Origin of the sequence: Acidovorax soli, from assembly GCF_014207955.1 — a bacterium.
Classification (GTDB): domain Bacteria; phylum Pseudomonadota; class Gammaproteobacteria; order Burkholderiales; family Burkholderiaceae_C; genus Acidovorax; species Acidovorax soli_A.
In genome coordinates, this window is record NZ_JACHLK010000006.1 from 1 (window position 1) to 17,486 (window position 17,486).

Annotated in this window: 15 protein-coding genes; all 15 read right to left on the reverse strand. The window is 67.0% G+C overall.

Annotation, left to right across the window (positions count from 1 at the left end; translation table 11 throughout):
* Nucleotides 1–151 precede the first annotated feature (151 nt).
* The gene (locus HNP48_RS15810; RefSeq protein ID WP_184858635.1) at nucleotides 152–937 is read right to left on the reverse strand and encodes an enoyl-CoA hydratase; all 786 of its coding nucleotides are present in this window, start codon (nucleotides 935–937) and stop codon (nucleotides 152–154) included.
* 105 nt (nucleotides 938–1,042) lie between these two features.
* Complete coding sequence (locus tag HNP48_RS15815; protein WP_184858637.1) at nucleotides 1,043–1,888, reverse strand: acyl-CoA thioesterase II; 846 nt, start codon at nucleotides 1,886–1,888, stop codon at nucleotides 1,043–1,045.
* 30 nt (nucleotides 1,889–1,918) lie between these two features.
* Complete coding sequence (locus HNP48_RS15820; RefSeq protein WP_184858639.1) at nucleotides 1,919–2,803, reverse strand: alpha/beta fold hydrolase; 885 nt, start codon at nucleotides 2,801–2,803, stop codon at nucleotides 1,919–1,921.
* Between the two features lie 204 nt (nucleotides 2,804–3,007).
* Complete coding sequence (locus HNP48_RS15825; protein ID WP_184858641.1) at nucleotides 3,008–4,207, reverse strand: acetyl-CoA C-acyltransferase; 1,200 nt, start codon at nucleotides 4,205–4,207, stop codon at nucleotides 3,008–3,010.
* A gap of 14 nt (nucleotides 4,208–4,221) precedes the next feature.
* On the reverse strand, nucleotides 4,222–4,737 hold the full coding sequence (locus HNP48_RS15830; protein ID WP_184858643.1) for a DUF4442 domain-containing protein: 516 nt from the start codon (nucleotides 4,735–4,737) through the stop codon (nucleotides 4,222–4,224).
* A 25-nt stretch (nucleotides 4,738–4,762) separates the two neighbouring features.
* Complete coding sequence (locus HNP48_RS15835) at nucleotides 4,763–7,186, reverse strand: 3-hydroxyacyl-CoA dehydrogenase/enoyl-CoA hydratase family protein (RefSeq protein ID WP_184858645.1); 2,424 nt, start codon at nucleotides 7,184–7,186, stop codon at nucleotides 4,763–4,765.
* Nucleotides 7,187–7,278: 92 nt separating this feature from the next.
* Entirely contained in the window at nucleotides 7,279–7,725 is a 447-nt protein-coding gene (locus tag HNP48_RS15840) for a DUF2147 domain-containing protein (protein ID WP_184858647.1), read from the reverse strand.
* Between the two features lie 51 nt (nucleotides 7,726–7,776).
* Entirely contained in the window at nucleotides 7,777–9,573 is a 1,797-nt protein-coding gene (locus HNP48_RS15845) for an acyl-CoA dehydrogenase C-terminal domain-containing protein (RefSeq protein ID WP_184858649.1), read from the reverse strand.
* Nucleotides 9,574–9,577: 4 nt separating this feature from the next.
* Entirely contained in the window at nucleotides 9,578–10,312 is a 735-nt protein-coding gene (locus HNP48_RS15850) for a TetR/AcrR family transcriptional regulator (RefSeq protein WP_184858651.1), read from the reverse strand.
* A 224-nt stretch (nucleotides 10,313–10,536) separates the two neighbouring features.
* Nucleotides 10,537–11,199: a nucleoid occlusion factor SlmA gene (gene slmA / locus HNP48_RS15855; protein WP_184858654.1), complete on the reverse strand. Its 663-nt coding sequence runs from the start codon at nucleotides 11,197–11,199 to the stop codon at nucleotides 10,537–10,539.
* A 182-nt stretch (nucleotides 11,200–11,381) separates the two neighbouring features.
* Nucleotides 11,382–12,833, reverse strand: a complete 1,452-nt coding sequence (locus HNP48_RS15860; RefSeq protein WP_184858656.1) for a sensor histidine kinase — start codon at nucleotides 12,831–12,833, stop codon at nucleotides 11,382–11,384.
* A gap of 78 nt (nucleotides 12,834–12,911) precedes the next feature.
* Complete coding sequence (locus HNP48_RS15865; RefSeq protein WP_184858658.1) at nucleotides 12,912–13,604, reverse strand: response regulator transcription factor; 693 nt, start codon at nucleotides 13,602–13,604, stop codon at nucleotides 12,912–12,914.
* Between the two features lie 16 nt (nucleotides 13,605–13,620).
* Nucleotides 13,621–14,511: an acetylglutamate kinase gene (gene argB / locus HNP48_RS15870; RefSeq protein ID WP_184858660.1), complete on the reverse strand. Its 891-nt coding sequence runs from the start codon at nucleotides 14,509–14,511 to the stop codon at nucleotides 13,621–13,623.
* Between the two features lie 287 nt (nucleotides 14,512–14,798).
* Nucleotides 14,799–15,899, reverse strand: a complete 1,101-nt coding sequence (locus HNP48_RS15875; protein ID WP_184858662.1) for a glycosyltransferase — start codon at nucleotides 15,897–15,899, stop codon at nucleotides 14,799–14,801.
* A gap of 196 nt (nucleotides 15,900–16,095) precedes the next feature.
* Nucleotides 16,096–17,484 (reverse strand): TolC family outer membrane protein, encoded by a 1,389-nt coding sequence (locus HNP48_RS15880; protein ID WP_184858664.1) that lies wholly within the window; start codon nucleotides 17,482–17,484, stop codon nucleotides 16,096–16,098.
* Nucleotides 17,485–17,486 lie beyond the last annotated feature (2 nt).

The following is a 17,486-nucleotide window of genomic DNA, read 5'->3' on the forward strand; positions in this document are numbered from 1 at the left end:
CGCAGACAGCGGGGCCGCCTTCTCTTTGGTGACTTTCTCTTGGCGGCCCAAGAGAAAGTTACTGCGCCGCCGGGCGCACATCCCGGCTCCCGCCCTCCAACAAGGCATACGGTCACCATCACACCGGCGACCGCACAGCAGGCCCAAGAAATCAAACCTTGCTGAAATCCGGCTTGCGCTTCTCCATGAACGCAGAAAACGCCTCGCGCGCAGCCGGCTCGCGCAGCATGCGCCCAAAGCTCGCGCCCTCCTCACCCATGCGCTCCAGCACCGGCTGCGTCTGCCCCTTCTTCATCAACCGCTTGGTCTCGATCAGGGCCGACAAGGGCTTGGCCGCCAGCTTCTTGGCCTGCGCCTGCGCCACGCCATTGCACTCGGTCGGTGGCACCACGCGGTTCACCAGGCCCACTTCCAGCGCCGCTTCGGCCATGAAGGGCTCACCCAGCAGCAGGGCTTCGGCCGCGCGGTGGTAGCCCATCATCTGGGGCACCAGCAGGCTCGACGCCGCTTCGGGGCACAGGCCCAGGTTCACGAAGGGCATGGAGAAGGCCGCGTTGTCGCCAGCATAGACCAGATCGCAGTGGAACAGCAGGGTGGTGCCGATGCCCACGGCCGGGCCGCAGACCGACGCGATGATGGGTTTGGGGAAGGCCGCAATGCCGTGCAGGAAACGGAACACGGGTGAATCCTGCGTGGCGGGCGGTTGCTGCAAAAAGTCGCCGATGTCATTGCCGGCGCTGAAGATCGCCACGTCGCCCTGGAACACCACCACGCGCACGGCAGTGTCCGCTGCGGCGGCGGCCAGCGCATCGGCCATGGCCGCGTACATGGTGGTCGTGATGGAGTTCTTCTTGTCCACCCGGTTGAAGGTGATGGTGGTGACACCGGCTTCGGTGTGGACCAGGATGTCTTGGGTGGTGGTAGTGGCTTCGGTCATGGCTTGTTCAAGATCTCAGGTTCGGTGATGGCGACGATGGACGGTCAACGTCGAACAGCAAGGCGTTGGAGGATACCCAACCAACGGCTGCATGCAGTCAGTCCGTCATTCCTTGTAATAGACGATCTGGTGGCTGGTGGCCAGCATGGCGCCGGCCTCGTTCCACAGCTGGGCGGTCTGGTCAAAGAAGCCGTTGCGGAACTCCTGGCCGCGCGCCTGGCCCAGCAGGTGGCCAGTGCCGGTGGCCGCAAGTTGCTCGGCACGGGCATGGAAGTACACGGTGATGGACACCGTGCCGGCCGGCACGCGGCGCGCACGGCGCAGCCAGACGCGGGGATAGAACACATCGGCCAGCGCGGTAAGCGCCAGAAAATCCAGCGGCCGGGGCGGCGCGTCGCGCATCCACAGCTGCGTGGTGCTGTGGTCGCCCGTGCCATCCCAGGTGTTGGGGATGGGGCCCTTCAACGGGCGCATCTCATAGCGGTTGATCCACTCCACGCCCTGCCGCGCAATCGGCTCCAGCGCGGCAGCCGGCGTGACTTCGGGCATGGGCATGTCGCCCACGCTCCAGGTCTCGCGGCGCACGGCAGTCACCGCGGTGCCGGTGGTGGTCACCACGGGCGCGCCCTCGGCATCGGCCTGCAGGATGGACAGCGTCCAGTGCTGCGTGGAGCGGTTGGTGCGCACGGGCACGGCCTGGATGGTGAAGGCGCCCTCCACCAGAGCCCCTGCGTAGTTGACGGTGAGCGACAGCGGGTCACCCAGCCGGTCCGGGTGCAGCAGGATGGCTTGCAGCAAGCTGGCGGCCGTGACACCGCCGAACGGCCCCACCATGTTCCAGTAGCCGGGATGGGTCTGCCCCTGGTACTGGCCCGGTGCGCCGGCCACGGCGGCCAGTTGCAGGGCCTCGTCCAGAGGATGGGAGGAGGAAGGGGAGGGGGACGTGCTCATAGGGCTGCGAGTGTGCCGCCAAATGCCGACTCAGACCGTCGTGCCGGAGACTGTCGCTGCACCGGGTCCACGGCCCAGCCCAGCCAATGCCTCCACCGCACGCGGCCACAGGCTTTGCTGGAACTGGTCACGGAAAAAGCCGAAATGCCCGATGCGGCGCGCCTGCACATCGGCCGGCGTGATGCGCTCCACCCGGCGCTCGGTGTTGGTGTACAGATTGACCAGGTTGTGCGTGCCGCGCAGGGTCATGAGCTCGTCGTCGCTCATCGACAGCGCCAGCACCGGAAAGCGCACCGCGCCATAGCTTTGCGCGGCCGCCGCCCCCTCGGCGCCCACGCTGTAGGTGGGCGAGAGACACCAGCGGCGCCACTGCAGGATCACACCGGCCGGCAGGTCGCCCACCTTCTTGAGTGCACGCCCCGGAAAGTACCCGCACAGCCGCGTGGCCAGCGGCACCAGCACCCACCAGAAATACGGCACCATGCGCTTGAGCTTGGGCGCGTTGTCACGCCAGTACCCGCTGCCGGCCGCCACGCTCAGGAGCCCGTCGACCTGCGCCGGGTTGCGCAACAGCCCCGGCAGTTGAGCCCCCAGGCTGTGCCCCAGCAGGTACAGCGGCTGCGCCGGCAGTGCGGCCTTGGCGCCCGTGATCACGGCCTCGTAGTCCTGCGCCCAATCGAACAGATCCGCCTTCACGGCCCGCATGGGCCCCTGCAGCGAATCCCCATGGCCGCGGTAGTCAAACGTCGTGACCCGAAACCCCTGCTGCGCCAGCCAGCGCGCGAAAGGCTCATAGAACGCCTGTCGCACCCCCATGGCCCCGCCGATGACGACGCTGGCGCGAGGGGCACCTTCGGATTCGTACACGCGCAGCGCCAGTTGAACGCCATCTACCTGCAAAGTCTGCCTATCCATGTTCGTCTCCTGTAAAAGCCGATCTCCGCCGGCTTGATGGAAAACACTTCAAACAATCCTGCCTTCACACTCCGCCCTCAAGGGCGTAGCGAGCGGTCTTCAGGCTAGGCGGACGGAGCGCAGCAACCGGAACGTACTTGCGGTACGTGAGGATTGCGAGCACCGCCCAACGACGCATGAAGGCCGCTCGGTAGCCAACCCACATCAAACCGATTCGAAGATGCCGGCGGCTCCCTGGCCCATGCCTACGCACATCGTGACCATGCCGTACTTGAGCTTGTTGCGCTTGAGCGCATGCACCACCGTGGCCGAGCGGATCGCACCCGTGGCCCCCAGCGGATGCCCCAGCGCAATCGCACCGCCCATCGGGTTGACCTTGGCGGGGTCCATGCCCAGCGTGTTCATCACGGCCAGCGACTGCGCGGCAAACGCTTCGTTCAGCTCGAACCAGTCGATGTCCTGCTGGTTCAGGCCTGCATAGCGCAGGGCCGCAGGAATGGCTTCGATGGGGCCGATGCCCATGATGTGCGGCGGCACGCCCTTGGAGGCATAGCTCACGAAGCGCGCCAGCGGCGTCAGGCCGAAGCGCTTGACGGCAGACTCGCTGGCCAGGATCAGCGCGCCTGCGCCGTCGCTGGTCTGCGAGCTGTTGCCGGCCGTGACGGAGCCGCGCGCGGCGAACACCGTTTTCAGCTTGGCCAGGCCTTCGAGCGAGGTATCGGGGCGCGCGCCCTCGTCCAGGTTCACGGTGCGGCTCTTGGCAATCGACTCGCCGGTTTCCAGGTCGGCCGTGCGGTCGGTCACTTCGATGGGCGTGATCTCGTCGGCAAAGTAGCCGGCCTGCTGGGCAGCCAGGGCCTTCTGGTGCGACTGCAGCGCGAACTGGTCCTGCGCCTCGCGGCTGACCTTCCACTGCTGCGCCACCTTCTCGGCCGTGAGGCCCATGCCGTAGGCGATGCCCACGTCGCCTTCGCGCTCGAAGATCGAGGGCGACAGCGAGGGCGAATTGCCCATCATGGGCACCATGCTCATGCTTTCCACACCGGCGGCGATCATCACGTCGGCCTCGCCGACGCGGATGCGGTCGGCCGCCATCTGCACGGCCGACAGGCCCGAAGCACAGAAGCGGTTGACGGTGATGCCGCCCACGCTGGTGGGCAGGCCGGCCAGCACGGCGCCGATGCGTGCCACGTTCAGGCCCTGCTGGGCTTCGGGGATGGCGCAGCCGCAGATGATGTCCTCGATGGCCTTGGGATCGAGGCCGGGCGCTGCGGCCAGCGCGGCCTTGAGCGTGGTCGCCAGCAGGTCGTCGGGCCGGGTGTTGCGGAAGTAGCCGCGGTGCGAGCGCCCGATGGGCGTGCGTGTGGCGGCAACGATGTAGGCTTCCTGGACTTGTTTGGCCATGGTGGTGAACTCCTTCAATTCTTGGCGGGGCGGCTGGAGGGAACCCAGGCCCACGTAAATGCACATTCGACCGGCTCGGCGCCGGCCTCATCGGTCACGGTCACCGTGACCTGGACCTCGCCCTTGTCGCTGGCCTGCATGGCGACCTGCTGCTCGGCGCTGAGCACGGCCACGGCCTTGAGGCCGCCCGTGGCGCGCTTGCGAAAGGCCATGCTGAACTCCTTGGCCAGCGGAAGGCAGTCGTCGCGCACGTTCATGCCCACGACCATGCCGGTGGCCGTCTCGGCCAGCAGGTTCATGGCCGAGGCGTGCACGCCGCCGATGTGGTTCTGCACGCGGCGCTCGTTGGCCAGATGCACTTCCACGCGGCCGGGCGTGAGCGACACGAACCGCACCCTGGCGGTGCCCGTGAAGGGCACGGCGCGGCGCAGGACGATGTTCTGCACCAGGCCGCGCACAAAGGCTGGCGCTTCATCCAGCCGCATCAGCGAGCGCTGCAGCTTGTTCGGCGGGCGGGTGGTTTCGCTCATGGTGGACACAACAGCAAGGGCTTGGTCAGTTGCGCACGGGCTTGCCGGTGGACAGCATGCCCAAGATGCGCTCCTGCGTCTTGGGGTGCTCGATGAGGGCACAGAACGCCTTGCGCTCTAGCGTCATCAGGTACTCCTCGCTCACCAGGGTGCCGGCATCCACGTCGCCGCCGCACACCACTTCGGCGATCAGGCCGGCGATGTGGAAGTCGTGCTGGCTGATGAAGCCGCCGTCGCGCATGTTGACCAGCGAGCCCTTGATGGTGGCAATGCCGCTGCGGCCTGCCACCGGGAACAAACGCTTGGCAGGAGCGCGCCAGCCACCCTTGGCCAGGGACTTGGCTTCGTTGATGGCCACGTAGAGCAGCTCGTCCTTGTGCGGCACGATCACGTCGCTCTCCAGCACATAGCCGAGCTTGCGCGATTCGATGGCGCTGGTACCCACCTTGGCCATCGCGGCTGCGGTGAAGCCTTCGGTCAGGAAGGGCAGGATGTCCTTGCCCGTGGAGGTGGCGGCGTTCTCGGCCGCGCGGCGGGCAATATAGGTCAGGCCGCCGGCACCGGGCACCAGGCCCACGCCGACTTCCACCAGGCCGATGTAGCTTTCCATGTGCACCACGCGGCGCGCCGAATGCACGGCCAGCTCGCAGCCACCACCCAGGGCCAGGCCGCGCACGGCAGCGACCACGGGCACGTTGGCATAGCGGATGCGCAGCATGGTGTTCTGCAGCTCGGCCTCGGCGCCTTCGATGGCGCTCACGCCGGCCACCATGAAGGCGGGCAGCATGGCCTGCAGGTCGGCACCGGCGCTGAAGGGTTCGTCGCCCGACCAGATCACCATGCCTTCGTAGTCCTTCTCGGCCAGGTCCACGGCCAAGGTGAGGCCTTCGGCCACATCGGGGCTGATGGCGTGCATCTTGGTCTTGATGCTGGCGATCACGACGCCGGTGCCGGGAGCACGGTCCGCGCCCTCCAGCGTCCACACGCGGATCGCGTCATCCTCGTGCAGCGTGGTGCCGGCGGTGGTGAATTCGGGCAGCGAGGTCTCGCCCAGCAGCTTCTCGGGGAAGTGCTGGCGCTCGTACACCGGCAGTGCACGGCGGGCGATGAATTTCTGTGCCGATGCGCTCCACGAGCCCTGCGCGGTGTGCACACCGCCGGCCTCGGCCACGGGGCCCTTGAACACCCATTCAGGCAGCGGCGCCTTGGAGAGCGCCTTGCCGGCATCGATGTCTTCCTGGATCATCTTCGCCACGTCGAGCCAGCCGGCTTCCTGCCACAGCTCGAAGGGGCCTTGCTTCATGCCGAAGCCCCAGCGCATGGCCTGGTCCACGTCGCGTGCGTTGTCGGCGATGGTGGCCAGGTGCACGGCGGCGTAGTGGAAGCTGTTGCGCAGGATGGCCCAGAGGAAGCGGCCTTGCGCGCCTTCGGAGTTGCGCAGCAGGCGCAGGCGCTCGGCGGCGGGCTTCTTGAGCATGCGGCCGTACACCTCGTCGGCCTTCTGGCCACCGGGCACGTACTCTTCGCTTTCCAGATCGAAGCGCAGCACGTCGCGGCCGACCTTCTTGTAGAAGCCGGCCTTGGCCTTCTGGCCCAGGTTACCCAGCTCCAGCAGCTTCTTGAGCACGGCGGGCGTACCGAAGCTGGCGTAGAACGGGTCGCTGTTCTCGTCGAGGTTGTCCTGCAGCGTCTTGATGACGTGGGCCATGGTATCGAGGCCCACCACGTCGGCGGTGCGGAAGGTGCCGCTCGATGCGCGGCCGAGTTTCTTGCCCGTGAGGTCGTCCACCACGTCGAAGGAGAGGCCGAAGTTCTCGACTTCCTTCATGGTCGCCAGCATGCCGGCGATGCCCACGCGGTTGGCGACGAAGTTGGGCGTGTCGTGCGCGCGCACCACGCCCTTGCCCAGGCCGCTGGTGACAAAGGCTTCGAGCTGGTCGAGCACCTCGGGCGATGTGGTGGGCGTGTTGATCAGCTCCACCAGCACCATGTAGCGCGGCGGGTTGAAGAAGTGGATGCCGCAGAAGCGCGGCTTGATGCTCTCGGGCAGCGCCTCGGACAGCTTGGTGATCGACAGGCCCGAGGTGTTCGATGCCACGATGGCATGCGGTGCGACGAAGGGCGCGATCTTCTTGTACAGGTCGAGCTTCCAGTCCATGCGCTCGGCGATGGCCTCGATGATGAGGTCGCAGTCGCGCAGCTGTTCCAGGTGCTCTTCGTAGTTGGCCTGGCCGATCAGGGCGGCGTCGTCCGCCACGCCCAGCGGCGAGGGCTTGAGCTTTTTGAGGCCTTCGACGGCCTTGGTGACGATGCCGTTCTTCGGGCCTTCCTTGGCCGGCAGGTCGAACAGCACCACGGGCACCTTGACGTTGACCAGGTGCGCAGCGATCTGCGCGCCCATCACGCCCGCGCCGAGCACGGCGACTTTCTTCACTTGGAATCTTGACATCGGTGTTTTCTCCATGAGGGCGACGGCGGCGCCCTGCCCTCGTTGTTGCCTGCACCCGGCGTGCCCGTGGTGCATGCGGTTGTCTTGGTCTCTTACTGCACCCGCACCCAGGTCTGCGTGCGGCCGAAGGGGCCGATGGAGCCGCGCACCTCGAGCTTCTTGCCGCCCTCGATGGGCGTCATGCGCAGGGTGTAGTTGCGGCCGTTCTCGGGATCGAGAATCTTGCCGCCCTCCCACACGTCCTTGCCTTCGGCCTTCTTGGCACCGCGGATCAGCTCCAGGCCCACCAGCGGCTTGCCCTTGCGGTCATCGCTGCACTCGTCGCAGACCTCGTCGGGCTTGGCATCCTTGGACAGGCGCTTTTCGAGCACGCCGGTCAGGACACCACCGCCGGCGTCGCGGATACGGATCTCGGCCTTGGCCTCGCCGGTCTTGTCGTCGATGTTGCGCCACAGGCCCTCGGGCGTCATCTGCGCCCAGGCCGGCGCCGCGGCGGCGGCGAACAGGAGAACGGCTGCGGTGCTTGCTGCTTTGACCATGGTGGTGTTGCTCCGTGACTGAGAGGACGGGATCCGCTGGCGGGGCGCCGATCAGGCCAGGGCCAGGTCGGTGTCCATCAGCACCTTGCTGCCGGCACGGGCCGTGCGCATCAGCGTCGCGGTCTCGGGGAAGAGCTTGGCGAAGTAAAAGCGCGCCGTCTGCAGCTTGGCCTGGTAGAACGGGTCGGTGTTGCCGGCCGCGATTTCGCGCAGGGCCACCTGGGCCATGCGGGCGAACAGGTAGCCAAACACCAGGTGGCCGGCCACGCGCAGGTAGTCCACGGCAGCGGCGCCCACTTCGTCGGGGTTCTGCAGGCCCTTGAAGCCGATCTCGGTGGTGAACTTGGTCATCTGGTCGGCCAGGTAGGCGACCGGGTTGATGAACTCGGCCATCTTCTCGTTCACGCCTTCTTCCTCGATCAGCTTGGCCACCAGCTTGCCGAACTTCTTGAGCGTGGCGCCGTTGTTGCCCAGGATCTTGCGGCCCAGCAGGTCCAGCGACTGCACGGTGTTCGTGCCTTCGTAGATCATGTTGATGCGGTTGTCGCGCACGTACTGCTCCATGCCCCATTCCTTGATGAAGCCGTGGCCGCCGAAGACCTGCATGCACGCATTGGTGGCGATGTGGCCGTTGTCGGTGATGAAGGCCTTGACGATGGGCGTCAGCAGGGCGACGAGTTCCTCGGAATCCTTGCGCACCTTTTCATCGGCGTGGCCATGGGCCTTGTCCAGCAGCAGCGTGCAGAAGATCTGCAGCGCGCGGCCACCTTCGGCATAGGCCTTGGCCGTGAGCAGCATCTTGCGCACGTCGGGGTGCACGATGATGGGGTCGGCTTCCTTGTCCTTGGCCTTGGTGCCCGACAGGCTGCGCATCTGGATGCGGTCCTTGGCATAGGCCAGGGCGTTCTGGTAGGCCACTTCGGTCAGGCCCAGCGACTGGTTGCCCACGCCCAGGCGGGCGGCGTTCATCATCACGAACATGGCGGCCAGGCCCTTGTGCGGCTGGCCCACCAGGGTGCCGACGGCGCCGTCGATGGCGATCTGCGCGGTGGCGTTGCCGTGGATGCCCATCTTGTGCTCCAGGCCCGTGCAGTAGATCGGGTTGCGCTCGCCCAGGGAGCCGTCGGCCTTGATGTTGAATTTGGGCACGACGAACAGGCTGATGCCCTTGCTGCCCTTGGGCGCATCGGGCAGGCGGGCCAGCACCAGGTGGACGATGTTGGCGGCCATGTCGTGCTCGCCGGCCGAGATGAAGATCTTGTTGCCGGTGATCTTGTAGGTGCCGTCGCCCTGGGGCTCGGCCTTGGTGCGCAGCAGGCCCAGGTCGGTGCCGCAATGGGGTTCGGTCAGGCACATGGTGCCGGTCCACTCGCCGCTGGTCAGCTTGGGCAGGTACAGGGACTTCTGCTCTTCGGTGCCATGCGCGTGCAGGGCTTCGTAGGCGCCGTGCGACAGGCCGGGGTACATGGTCCAGGCCTGGTTGGCCGAGTTCATCATCTCGTACAGGCACTGGTTGAGCACGAAAGGCAGGCCCTGGCCGCCATAGGCGGGATCGCAGGAGAGCGCTGCCCAGCCGCCTTCGACGTACTTGGCGTAGGCTTCCTTGAAGCCCTTGGGGGGCTTCACTTCGTGGGTCGCCTTGTCCAGCACGCAGCCTTCGGTGTCGCCGCTGATGTTCAGCGGGAAGGTGACTTCGGCCGCGAACTTGCCGGCCTCTTCGATCACGGCGTTGATGGTGTCCACATCCACTTCGGCATGCGCCGGCAGGGCCTTGAATTCGTCGCTGACCTTGAGCACTTCGTGCATGACGAATTGCATGTCGCGCAGGGGCGGCGTATAGCTGGGCATGGGGTTACTCCTTGGGGATGGTGGTTTGGTTGGAAATTTTGCGGCGTGCAGCAGCGGGTGCAGCTGTTGCCACCGGGGTGGCTGGTGCGCTGTAGCGCGCCAGGATGTTCTGGAAGCCCGTGACGGAACGCGCCATGGAACCGGGTGTGCGCAGGAAACGCGCCTCGTAGTGCAGCGCCAGGATCAGGCCGTGGATCTCGAAGAGCATCTGGTCGGCATTGGTGTCGGCGCGCAGCTCACCGCACTCCACGCACTGCTCGATGGCGCGGCGCATGGCGGCCAGCCAGGTGAGCACCGAGCTGGCCAGCGCATCGCGCACCGGGCCGTTGCGGTCGTCGAACTCGACGGCACCGCTGATGTAGATGCAGCCCGAGTCGATCTCGATCGAGGTGCGCTTCATCCAGTTGTCGAACAGCGCGCTCAGACGCGCCACGCCGCGCGGGGCGGCCATGGCGGGATAGAACACCTCCTGCTCGAAGCGGGTGTGGTATTCACGGATCACGGAGATCTGCAGTTCCTCGCGCGAACCGAAGTGGGCGAACACGCCCGACTTGCTCATGCCCGTGACGTCGGCCAAGGCACCGATGGACAAGCCTTCGAGCCCGATGTGCGTGGCCAGGCCGAGCGCTGCCTCGACGATGACCGCCTTGGTCTGCTGGCCTTTTTGCAGGGCGCGGCCCGTGCCGCTGCGCGCCCGCGGAATGCGGGTGACCGGGGTAGAGTCGGAGGTGGCAGGCATGCGTGCAAATAAAAACGAACGTTCGTACTATTCTGCAGCAAATTTGCCCCGGCACCAAAAGCCTCTCCAAAAATAGGGAGACCGTACCAAAACTTTGTTGCACGGCAGCGACCTGCGGCGCGGCGCGCAGGCGTGCGAAGGGCTGGCGGACCGGTGCGGCCCGCAGTGCGAAAGCGGCTTCGAGCCTGTTTGCGACCCCACAGGGGATCGCGAACGGCAGGTTCTTAGATCATCAAAGCCAGGCTGGCGTCCAGGTGCTCGGAGGGCATGCGGCGAAAGCCCGAGCGCGCATAGCGCTGCAGCCGGCCCAGGGCGAAAGCCGTCAGCACGCTGGCGGCGACCTGGGCATCGACCGTGGGCGTAGCGGAGTCCGGGTTGGCAGGCCGCAGGCACTGGCGCAGCGTGGACTCGATGCGGTCGAAGAACTGGTTCATGCGCTGCTGCAGGCGCTCGTGCTCGAACACCAGGGCATCGCCCACCATGACGCGCACCATGCCGGGGTTGCGCTCGCCGAACTGCAGCAGCACGGCGACGATGCGTGCCGCCTGGCGCCGGCCCACTTCAGCAGGCTGGGCCGGGTCGGGCACCTCGCGCCCGGTGATCTGCTGCACCAGCGCAAAGACCGACTGTTCTATGAAGTCGATCAGGCCTTCGAACATCTGCGCCTTGCTGGCAAAGTGGCGGTAAAGCGCCGCCTCGCTGACCGACAGGCGGGACGCCAGTGCCGCGGTGGTGATGCGCTCCGCCCCCGGCTGCTCCAGCATGGTGGCCAGCATCTGCAGGATCTGCACCCGGCGCTCGCCGGGCTTGGGCCGCTTGCGTGCTGTGGAAGATTCCTCGGCATCGGCAGTGCTGGCGGGCTCGGTGGGCTGTGAAAGATCGGACATGCGCAAAGATGGTGTGAAGGCACGCAGGCCCCGCAGGGGCCTCGGCGCCCGGAGGCCCGTGGTTCCTGCCCCAATGGCCGGCGTGCCGCAAACGGCAGGCCGCCGTCCAGCGGCAGGGCGTAAATCATGTGTGGAAATGATTCTCGCACAGCCCCCGGGGGTGCCCAGGCAAGCGCACGCTGCTACAGCGGAAACACCACAGTCACCATCAGGCCCCGGCCCTGCGCCCCGCTGCCCAGGGTCAGCGAGGCCCGGTGCACACGTGCAATCTCGTCGGCGATCGCCAAACCCAGGCCCGTGCCCTCGCCCACCGTGCCCGGCACCCGGTAAAAGCGCTGCATCACCCGGGTGCGCTCGGCATCGGGCACGCCAGGGCCATCGTCTTCCACCTGCAGGAAGACGCGCGGTGGCCCGCTCTTGCCCTGGCACATGCCGCAGCGGATGGTGACGATGCCGGAGGCCGGGGTGTACTTGATGGCGTTGTCCACCAGGTTGGACAGCAATTCACGCAGCAGCCAGCCGTGGCCCGTGACGTGCACGGGCTGCACCTCGATCCCCAGGTCCAGGCCCTTGCCGGTGGCAGGGTCGAGAAAGGTCTCGAGCAAGGTCTCGCACAGGTCCTTGAGGTCCACGCGCTGGGGTTGCTGGGCGTCAAGGCTGCGCGCGTCGGCGCGCGACAGGGCCAGCAGCTGGTGCGCCAACTGCGAAGTGCGGCGCGTGGCATTGCGCAGCTTCTCGATCTGGTCCACGCCCAGCACGATGGCGCCCTGCGTGCGCCCGTCGGTGGACACGGGGCCCTTCTTGTCCTGCCCGGATGGCCCTTGCCGCTGGGGGGCCGCAGCCTTGGCCATCATGGCCCAGGCCTCGACCTGGGCCTGCAAGCCGGCCAGCGGGGTGCGCAGTTGGTGCGCCGCATCGGCCACGAAGCGGCGCTGGCCCTCGGCCTGGGCATTGACCAGCGCGAACAGGCGGTTGAGCGAGTGCACGAGCGGCCGCACCTCGGACGGCGAGGCGGCTTCGTCGATCGGGCTCAGATCACGCGGCGAGCGGTGCTCCACAGCTTCAGCCAGGTCCACCAGCGGCTTGAAGGCCTGGCGCACCGCCCAGTGGATGGCCAGCGCAGCCGCCGCCACCAGCACCAGGTTGGGCAGCAGCACGCGCAGCAGCAGTTGCTGGGCCCACTGCTGGCGCGGATCGGAGCCATCGGCCAGGGCCACGACCATCTCGCCCGCACCGGTACGGCCACGCTGCACGGCCACGCGGTAGGTCACGCCGCCGTATTCCATGCTGTGGAATTCAGGCGCCTGGGTGGTGGGCACGGCGCTGTGCACCCAGTCGTCGCCCAGCAGCAGCTTGCCCGAGGGATCGCGCACGCTGTAGCCCGAGAAACCAGCGTTCTGGCGCAGAAAGTCCTCCAGCGGCGGGGCCAGCAGCAGCAGGGGTGGGTCGTTGTCGCGAATGGCCGGCGCCAGCACCGAATCGGACAGGGCTGGCAGCAGGCGCAGCAGGCGCTGGTCGTGCTGGCCTGCCGCCTCATCGGCCGAGCGGTAGTCCAGCCAGACCCCGATGGTGGCCAGCACGCACAGCGGCAGCACCAGAAGCAGCAGCAGGCGGTTGCGCAGGTCGGAGGTCATGGCCCGCAGTCCGGGCCGTCGCGCAGGAGGGTTCCGGGGTTCCATGGTCAGGGCCGCAAGAGAAAGAGGCTTGGCGCGTCAACCGGCCTGGAGTTCCAGCCGGTAGCCAAACCCGCGGATCGAGCGCAGGGCCACGCCGTGCGGCTCGAGCTTGCCGCGCAGCCGCGAGACATACACCTCGACCGCATTGGGGGTGATTTCCTTGTCCCAGCCGGTGAGCGCCTGCAGCAGCTTGTCCTTGCTGGCGGGCTTGGGCGCGTTGATGAGCAGGTATTCGAGCACCGTCCACTCGCGCGGGCCCAGTTCGATCACCTGCTCGCTGCCATCGGCACGCACGCTGGCGCGCCGGCCAGCGGTATCCAGCTCCAGCGGACCGAAGCTGAGCACCGCCGTGGTGGCGGCCTGCGAGCGGCGCAGCAGGGCGCGCAGGCGCGCCAGCAGCTCGGGCAGCTCGAAGGGCTTGACCATGTAGTCATCGGCCCCCAGGTCCAGGCCCTGCACCCGGTCATGCAGGGCATCGCGCGCGGTCAGGATCAGCACCGGCATCGAGGGGCTGGCCATGTCGGGGCGGCGCAGCCGGCGCGTGAGCTCCAGGCCGTCCATGGCCGGCAGGCCGATGTCGATGATGGCGGCGTCGAAAGATTCCACGCGCAGCACCTCTTCGGCGCGCTCGCCGCTGCCGACCCAGTCCACCGCGTAGCCCGCGTCGGACAGGCCGAGCTTGATGCCGCTGGCGACCATGACATCGTCCTCGACGAGCAGCAGTCTCATGCGGCGCTCCGAACGTTCAATGGCTGCGGATCATGGTGCCGTAGGCCTGATCGGTCAGGATTTCCAGCAGCATGGCATGCGGCACGCGGCCGTCGATGATGTGCACCGCATGCACGCCGGCCTTGGCGGCGTCCAGCGCACCCGAAATCTTGGGCAGCATGCCGCCGGAGATGGTGCCGTCGGCAAACAGGGCGTCGATTTCGCGCGCCGTGAGGTCGGTGAGCAACTGGCCCTGCTTGTCCAGTACGCCGGGCGTGTTGGTCAGCAGCATGAGCTTTTCGGCCTGCAGCACCGTGGCCAGCTTGCTGGCCACCACGTCGGCGTTGATGTTGTAGCTCTCGTTGTTCTCGCCAAAGCCGATGGGGCTGATCACAGGGATGAAGGCATCGTCCTGCAGCGCCTTGACCACGCTCGGGTCGATGGACAGGATGTCGCCCACTTGGCCGACATCGTGCTCGATGCTCGGGTCCTTGGAGTCCACCAGCTTGAGCTTTTGCGCACGGATCATGCCGCCATCGCGCCCCGTAAGGCCCACGGCCTTGCCGCCGGCCTGGTTGATCAGGCCCACGATGTCCTGCTGCACCTCGCCGGCGAGCACCCACTCCACCACTTCCATGGTTTCGGCATCGGTCACGCGCATGCCCTGCACGAACTCGCCCTTCTTGCCCAGGCGGTTCAGGGCGGTCTCGATCTGCGGCCCGCCACCGTGCACCACCACAGGGTTCATGCCCACGAGCTTGAGCAGCACCACGTCTTCGGCAAAGTCGGCCTGCAGTGCCGGGTCGGTCATGGCGTTGCCGCCGTACTTGATGACCATGGTCTTGCCATGGAACTTGCGGATGTAAGGCAGCGCCTGGGCCAGGATTTCAGCCTTGTCGCGGGGCGCAATCGAGAGAAGATCGGTCATGGGGGCGTGCCGTCACAGAAAACAAAGATGCGCAAATTGTGCCGCATTCGCGGGTCGGTCTTGCATGCATTGCCGCGCGCAGCCCAAGAAACTGGCACGGGCCCTACCAGTGCTCCCGCGCAAGGGCCGCCCCGCCGCGCTGGGAGCGTCCCCCTCCCGAATCGCGCAGCGAGTCGAGAGAGGGGCTGAGGGCCGCGGCTCCAAGCCTGCCTGCGCAGGCTTGGACGTGCCCGAAGAGTGGCCGCCTCTGGCGGACACACCGAGGCGCGAAGCGCCTCAGGGGGTGCTTACCTGCGCAGCCAGTCAGGCACCTTGAACCGCACAATGGCCAGGTAGGCCACCACGTAGCTGATGACGAACAGCCAGCAAAAGCCCATCAGCACCAGGGTGTTGTTCCAGAACAGGATGGCCGGCACCACGGTGAGCAGGGTGAAGCCCCAGAGGTAGGGCGAGGTGCGGTTGTTGCGCATGAGCACGCGGCGCGACTCGTCGTCGTGGAACACGCCGCGCACGATGCGCCGGTAGATCAGTTGGTGGAAATGCAGGGCATCGGCCACGCCGGGCGAGACGCCGCGCACGGCCTTGCGGTAGATCGAGAACACGGTCTCCCAGACCGGGTAGATCAGGAGCAGCATGGGAAACCAGGGAGAGACATCGGCATTGCGCTGTACCAGGGAGATGCTGGCCAGGGCAATGACGACGCCCCACACATAGGCCCCGCCATCCCCCGCAAAGAGCATGCCCCGCGGGTAGTTCCAGACCAGAAACCCGCCCGTGGCCGCCGCCGTGGTGACCAACAAAGCCGCAAGTGAGCGGTCACCCACCTGCAATGCCACGTGCGCCAGTGCGAGGCAGACGATGATGGCAACCATGCCGGCCAGGCCGTTGTAGCCATCGATGATGTTGAAGGCGTGGGGCAAGCCCGCCACGGCCAGCACCACGATGGCCAGACCCAGCCAGGGGCAGACCGACAGCAGCATGTCGAACCAGGGCAGGCCGAGCCGGGGAACGGAAAGGTCCAGGAGAAAGATGGCCAGGAGTCCCGAGGCGCCGGTCAAGGCCAGTCGGTAGCGCACGGCCAGCCGCTGGGTCATGTCCTCGGCGATGCCGCCCAGCACCGCTGGCAGCAGCACCAGCAGCCAGCTACCGACCCACCAGCCCAACCGCAGGGACCCGGGGTCGCCCAGAAAGGACTGCAGGATGCCCAGGCCCCAGGCACAGGCCAGGCCCAGCAGCAGGGCGGCGCCTCCGAGGCGGGGCACATCGCCCATGTGGAAGCGCTGCGGCATGCCGTTTCCGTAGGCGGACGCGTGTCCCCGCACCCAGCGTACGACGAACCCCGCAGCCATCGCCGCCACCAGAAAACCCACCACGGACAACCAAATCATGAGGCGCCAATCGTAACTGCAGGGCATGTATCGGCAAGTAACCTCATGTACCCCTGCGTGCGGCTGGTCACACAAATGGCGCCAATGGGCAACAACACGAATGCATCTCGCTTGCATTCATGGGAGTTGCCGTTTGCGCCGCCCCGGCTCCCAAGAGATCCGCAGGAGCTGGGCACGGCCGTGGCGGACTTCCGGCTCAAAGGGCCAGCCAGGCGTTGATCTCGGACACGCTGGCGGCGCGCTCATCCCCGGCCAGGGACTGCAGGCGCAGGCGCGACGCCACGTACAGGTAGCGGGCCTGGGCCAGATCGCGCAGCGCCGTGGTCTTTTGCTGCTCGGCGTTCAGCACGTCCAGCGTGGTGCGCGCGCCGGCCTTGAACGACATCTGGTTGGACAGCACGGCCTGCTCGGCCGACCGCACCGCCTGCTCCAGGGCGCTGATGCGCAACACGCCCTCGGTCATGCCACGGAACTCGCGGTGAACCCGCACACTGAGGTCCAGGCGCGTTGCCTCCAGCAGCTCCCGCGCCCGCTCGGCACTGGCGACAGCCTGGCGCACGGTGGAGTTGACGTAACCGCCCTGGTAGAGCGGCACCGTCAGTTGCAGGCCAATGGTCTTGTTGTCATAGCGCGAATTGACGCTGGTCACGCTGTCGCTGCTGGTGCGCGACCACTGGGCCACGGCATCGAGCGTGGGCTTGTGCCCCGCCTTGGCCTTGTCGATCTCGAAGTTGGCCGCCTCGAGCCGGGCCCGCAGGGCCTTGACGTCAGGGCTTGCCTGCTCCGCCCGGGCAATCCAGTCTTCCACCAGGCTCGGCGCAGGTGCCCCCGGCTTGAAGCGGGCCAGGTCCAGCCGCGCCAGGGTGCCCACCGGCTTGCCGGTGATGGTTTCCAGCTTGCGGCGGGTGAACTCCACATTCTGCTGGACCTCCAGCTCCTGCGCATAGGTCATGTCCAGCCGCGCCTGGGCTTCGTCGATGTCGGTGCGGGTGCCGCTGCCAGCCGCGAAGCCCTTCTTGGCTGCATCGAGCTGGGTGGTGTAGGTGCTTTTCTGCGCACCGATGAGCGCCAGCTGTTCTTCGGCCAGCAACGCTTCGAAATAGGCTTCGCCCACGCGCACCACCAGGCTCTGTTCTGCGCTCTCCAGCGTGGCATCCGCATCCTGCACCACCGCTTCGGCCTGCTTGACCAGCGCGCCAATGAAGGGCCGGTACAAGGGCTGGCGAATGGTAAGCGCCTGGTTGCCGCTGTAGTACTTGTTCTCGGTGCTAACCGGCTGGCCCAAAATATTCTGGGTTTCGCTGTTGAGGTCGTTCTTGTTGCGGCCCGCGGAGAAAGAAACGTTGGGCAGCCGCTGTGCCTTGGCCTGCGGCAGTTGCTCGCGGCTGGCATCGGCCGCGGCCCGCGAAGAGCGGATGGTCGCGTCGTTGACCAGGGCGGCCTCATAGGCCTGGCGCAGATCGACGGACCACGCAGGCGCGGCCACCAGCAGCCCGGCCACCGCGGCGGCCAGACAGCCCAGGCGGGTCGCGGGTCCTCGCCGCGAACTGCCTGCAGGCAGGGATGCATGTCGTTGGGAGGTCATGG

Coding starts and splice junctions, on each gene's coding strand:
- slmA (WP_184858654.1), bottom strand. CDS start 11,199: ATGTCCGATCTTTCACAGCCCACCGAGCCCGCCAGCACTGCCGATGCC.
- HNP48_RS15815 (WP_184858637.1), bottom strand. CDS start 1,888: ATGAGCACGTCCCCCTCCCCTTCCTCCTCCCATCCTCTGGACGAGGCC.
- HNP48_RS15850 (WP_184858651.1), bottom strand. CDS start 10,312: ATGCCTGCCACCTCCGACTCTACCCCGGTCACCCGCATTCCGCGGGCG.
- HNP48_RS15840 (WP_184858647.1), bottom strand. CDS start 7,725: ATGGTCAAAGCAGCAAGCACCGCAGCCGTTCTCCTGTTCGCCGCCGCC.
- HNP48_RS15880 (WP_184858664.1), bottom strand. CDS start 17,484: ATGACCTCCCAACGACATGCATCCCTGCCTGCAGGCAGTTCGCGGCGA.
- HNP48_RS15810 (WP_184858635.1), bottom strand. CDS start 937: ATGACCGAAGCCACTACCACCACCCAAGACATCCTGGTCCACACCGAA.
- HNP48_RS15820 (WP_184858639.1), bottom strand. CDS start 2,803: ATGGATAGGCAGACTTTGCAGGTAGATGGCGTTCAACTGGCGCTGCGC.
- argB (WP_184858660.1), bottom strand. CDS start 14,511: ATGACCGATCTTCTCTCGATTGCGCCCCGCGACAAGGCTGAAATCCTG.
- HNP48_RS15830 (WP_184858643.1), bottom strand. CDS start 4,737: ATGAGCGAAACCACCCGCCCGCCGAACAAGCTGCAGCGCTCGCTGATG.
- HNP48_RS15835 (WP_184858645.1), bottom strand. CDS start 7,186: ATGTCAAGATTCCAAGTGAAGAAAGTCGCCGTGCTCGGCGCGGGCGTG.
- HNP48_RS15865 (WP_184858658.1), bottom strand. CDS start 13,604: ATGAGACTGCTGCTCGTCGAGGACGATGTCATGGTCGCCAGCGGCATC.
- HNP48_RS15845 (WP_184858649.1), bottom strand. CDS start 9,573: ATGCCCAGCTATACGCCGCCCCTGCGCGACATGCAATTCGTCATGCAC.
- HNP48_RS15825 (WP_184858641.1), bottom strand. CDS start 4,207: ATGGCCAAACAAGTCCAGGAAGCCTACATCGTTGCCGCCACACGCACG.
- HNP48_RS15860 (WP_184858656.1), bottom strand. CDS start 12,833: ATGACCTCCGACCTGCGCAACCGCCTGCTGCTGCTTCTGGTGCTGCCG.
- HNP48_RS15875 (WP_184858662.1), bottom strand. CDS start 15,899: ATGATTTGGTTGTCCGTGGTGGGTTTTCTGGTGGCGGCGATGGCTGCG.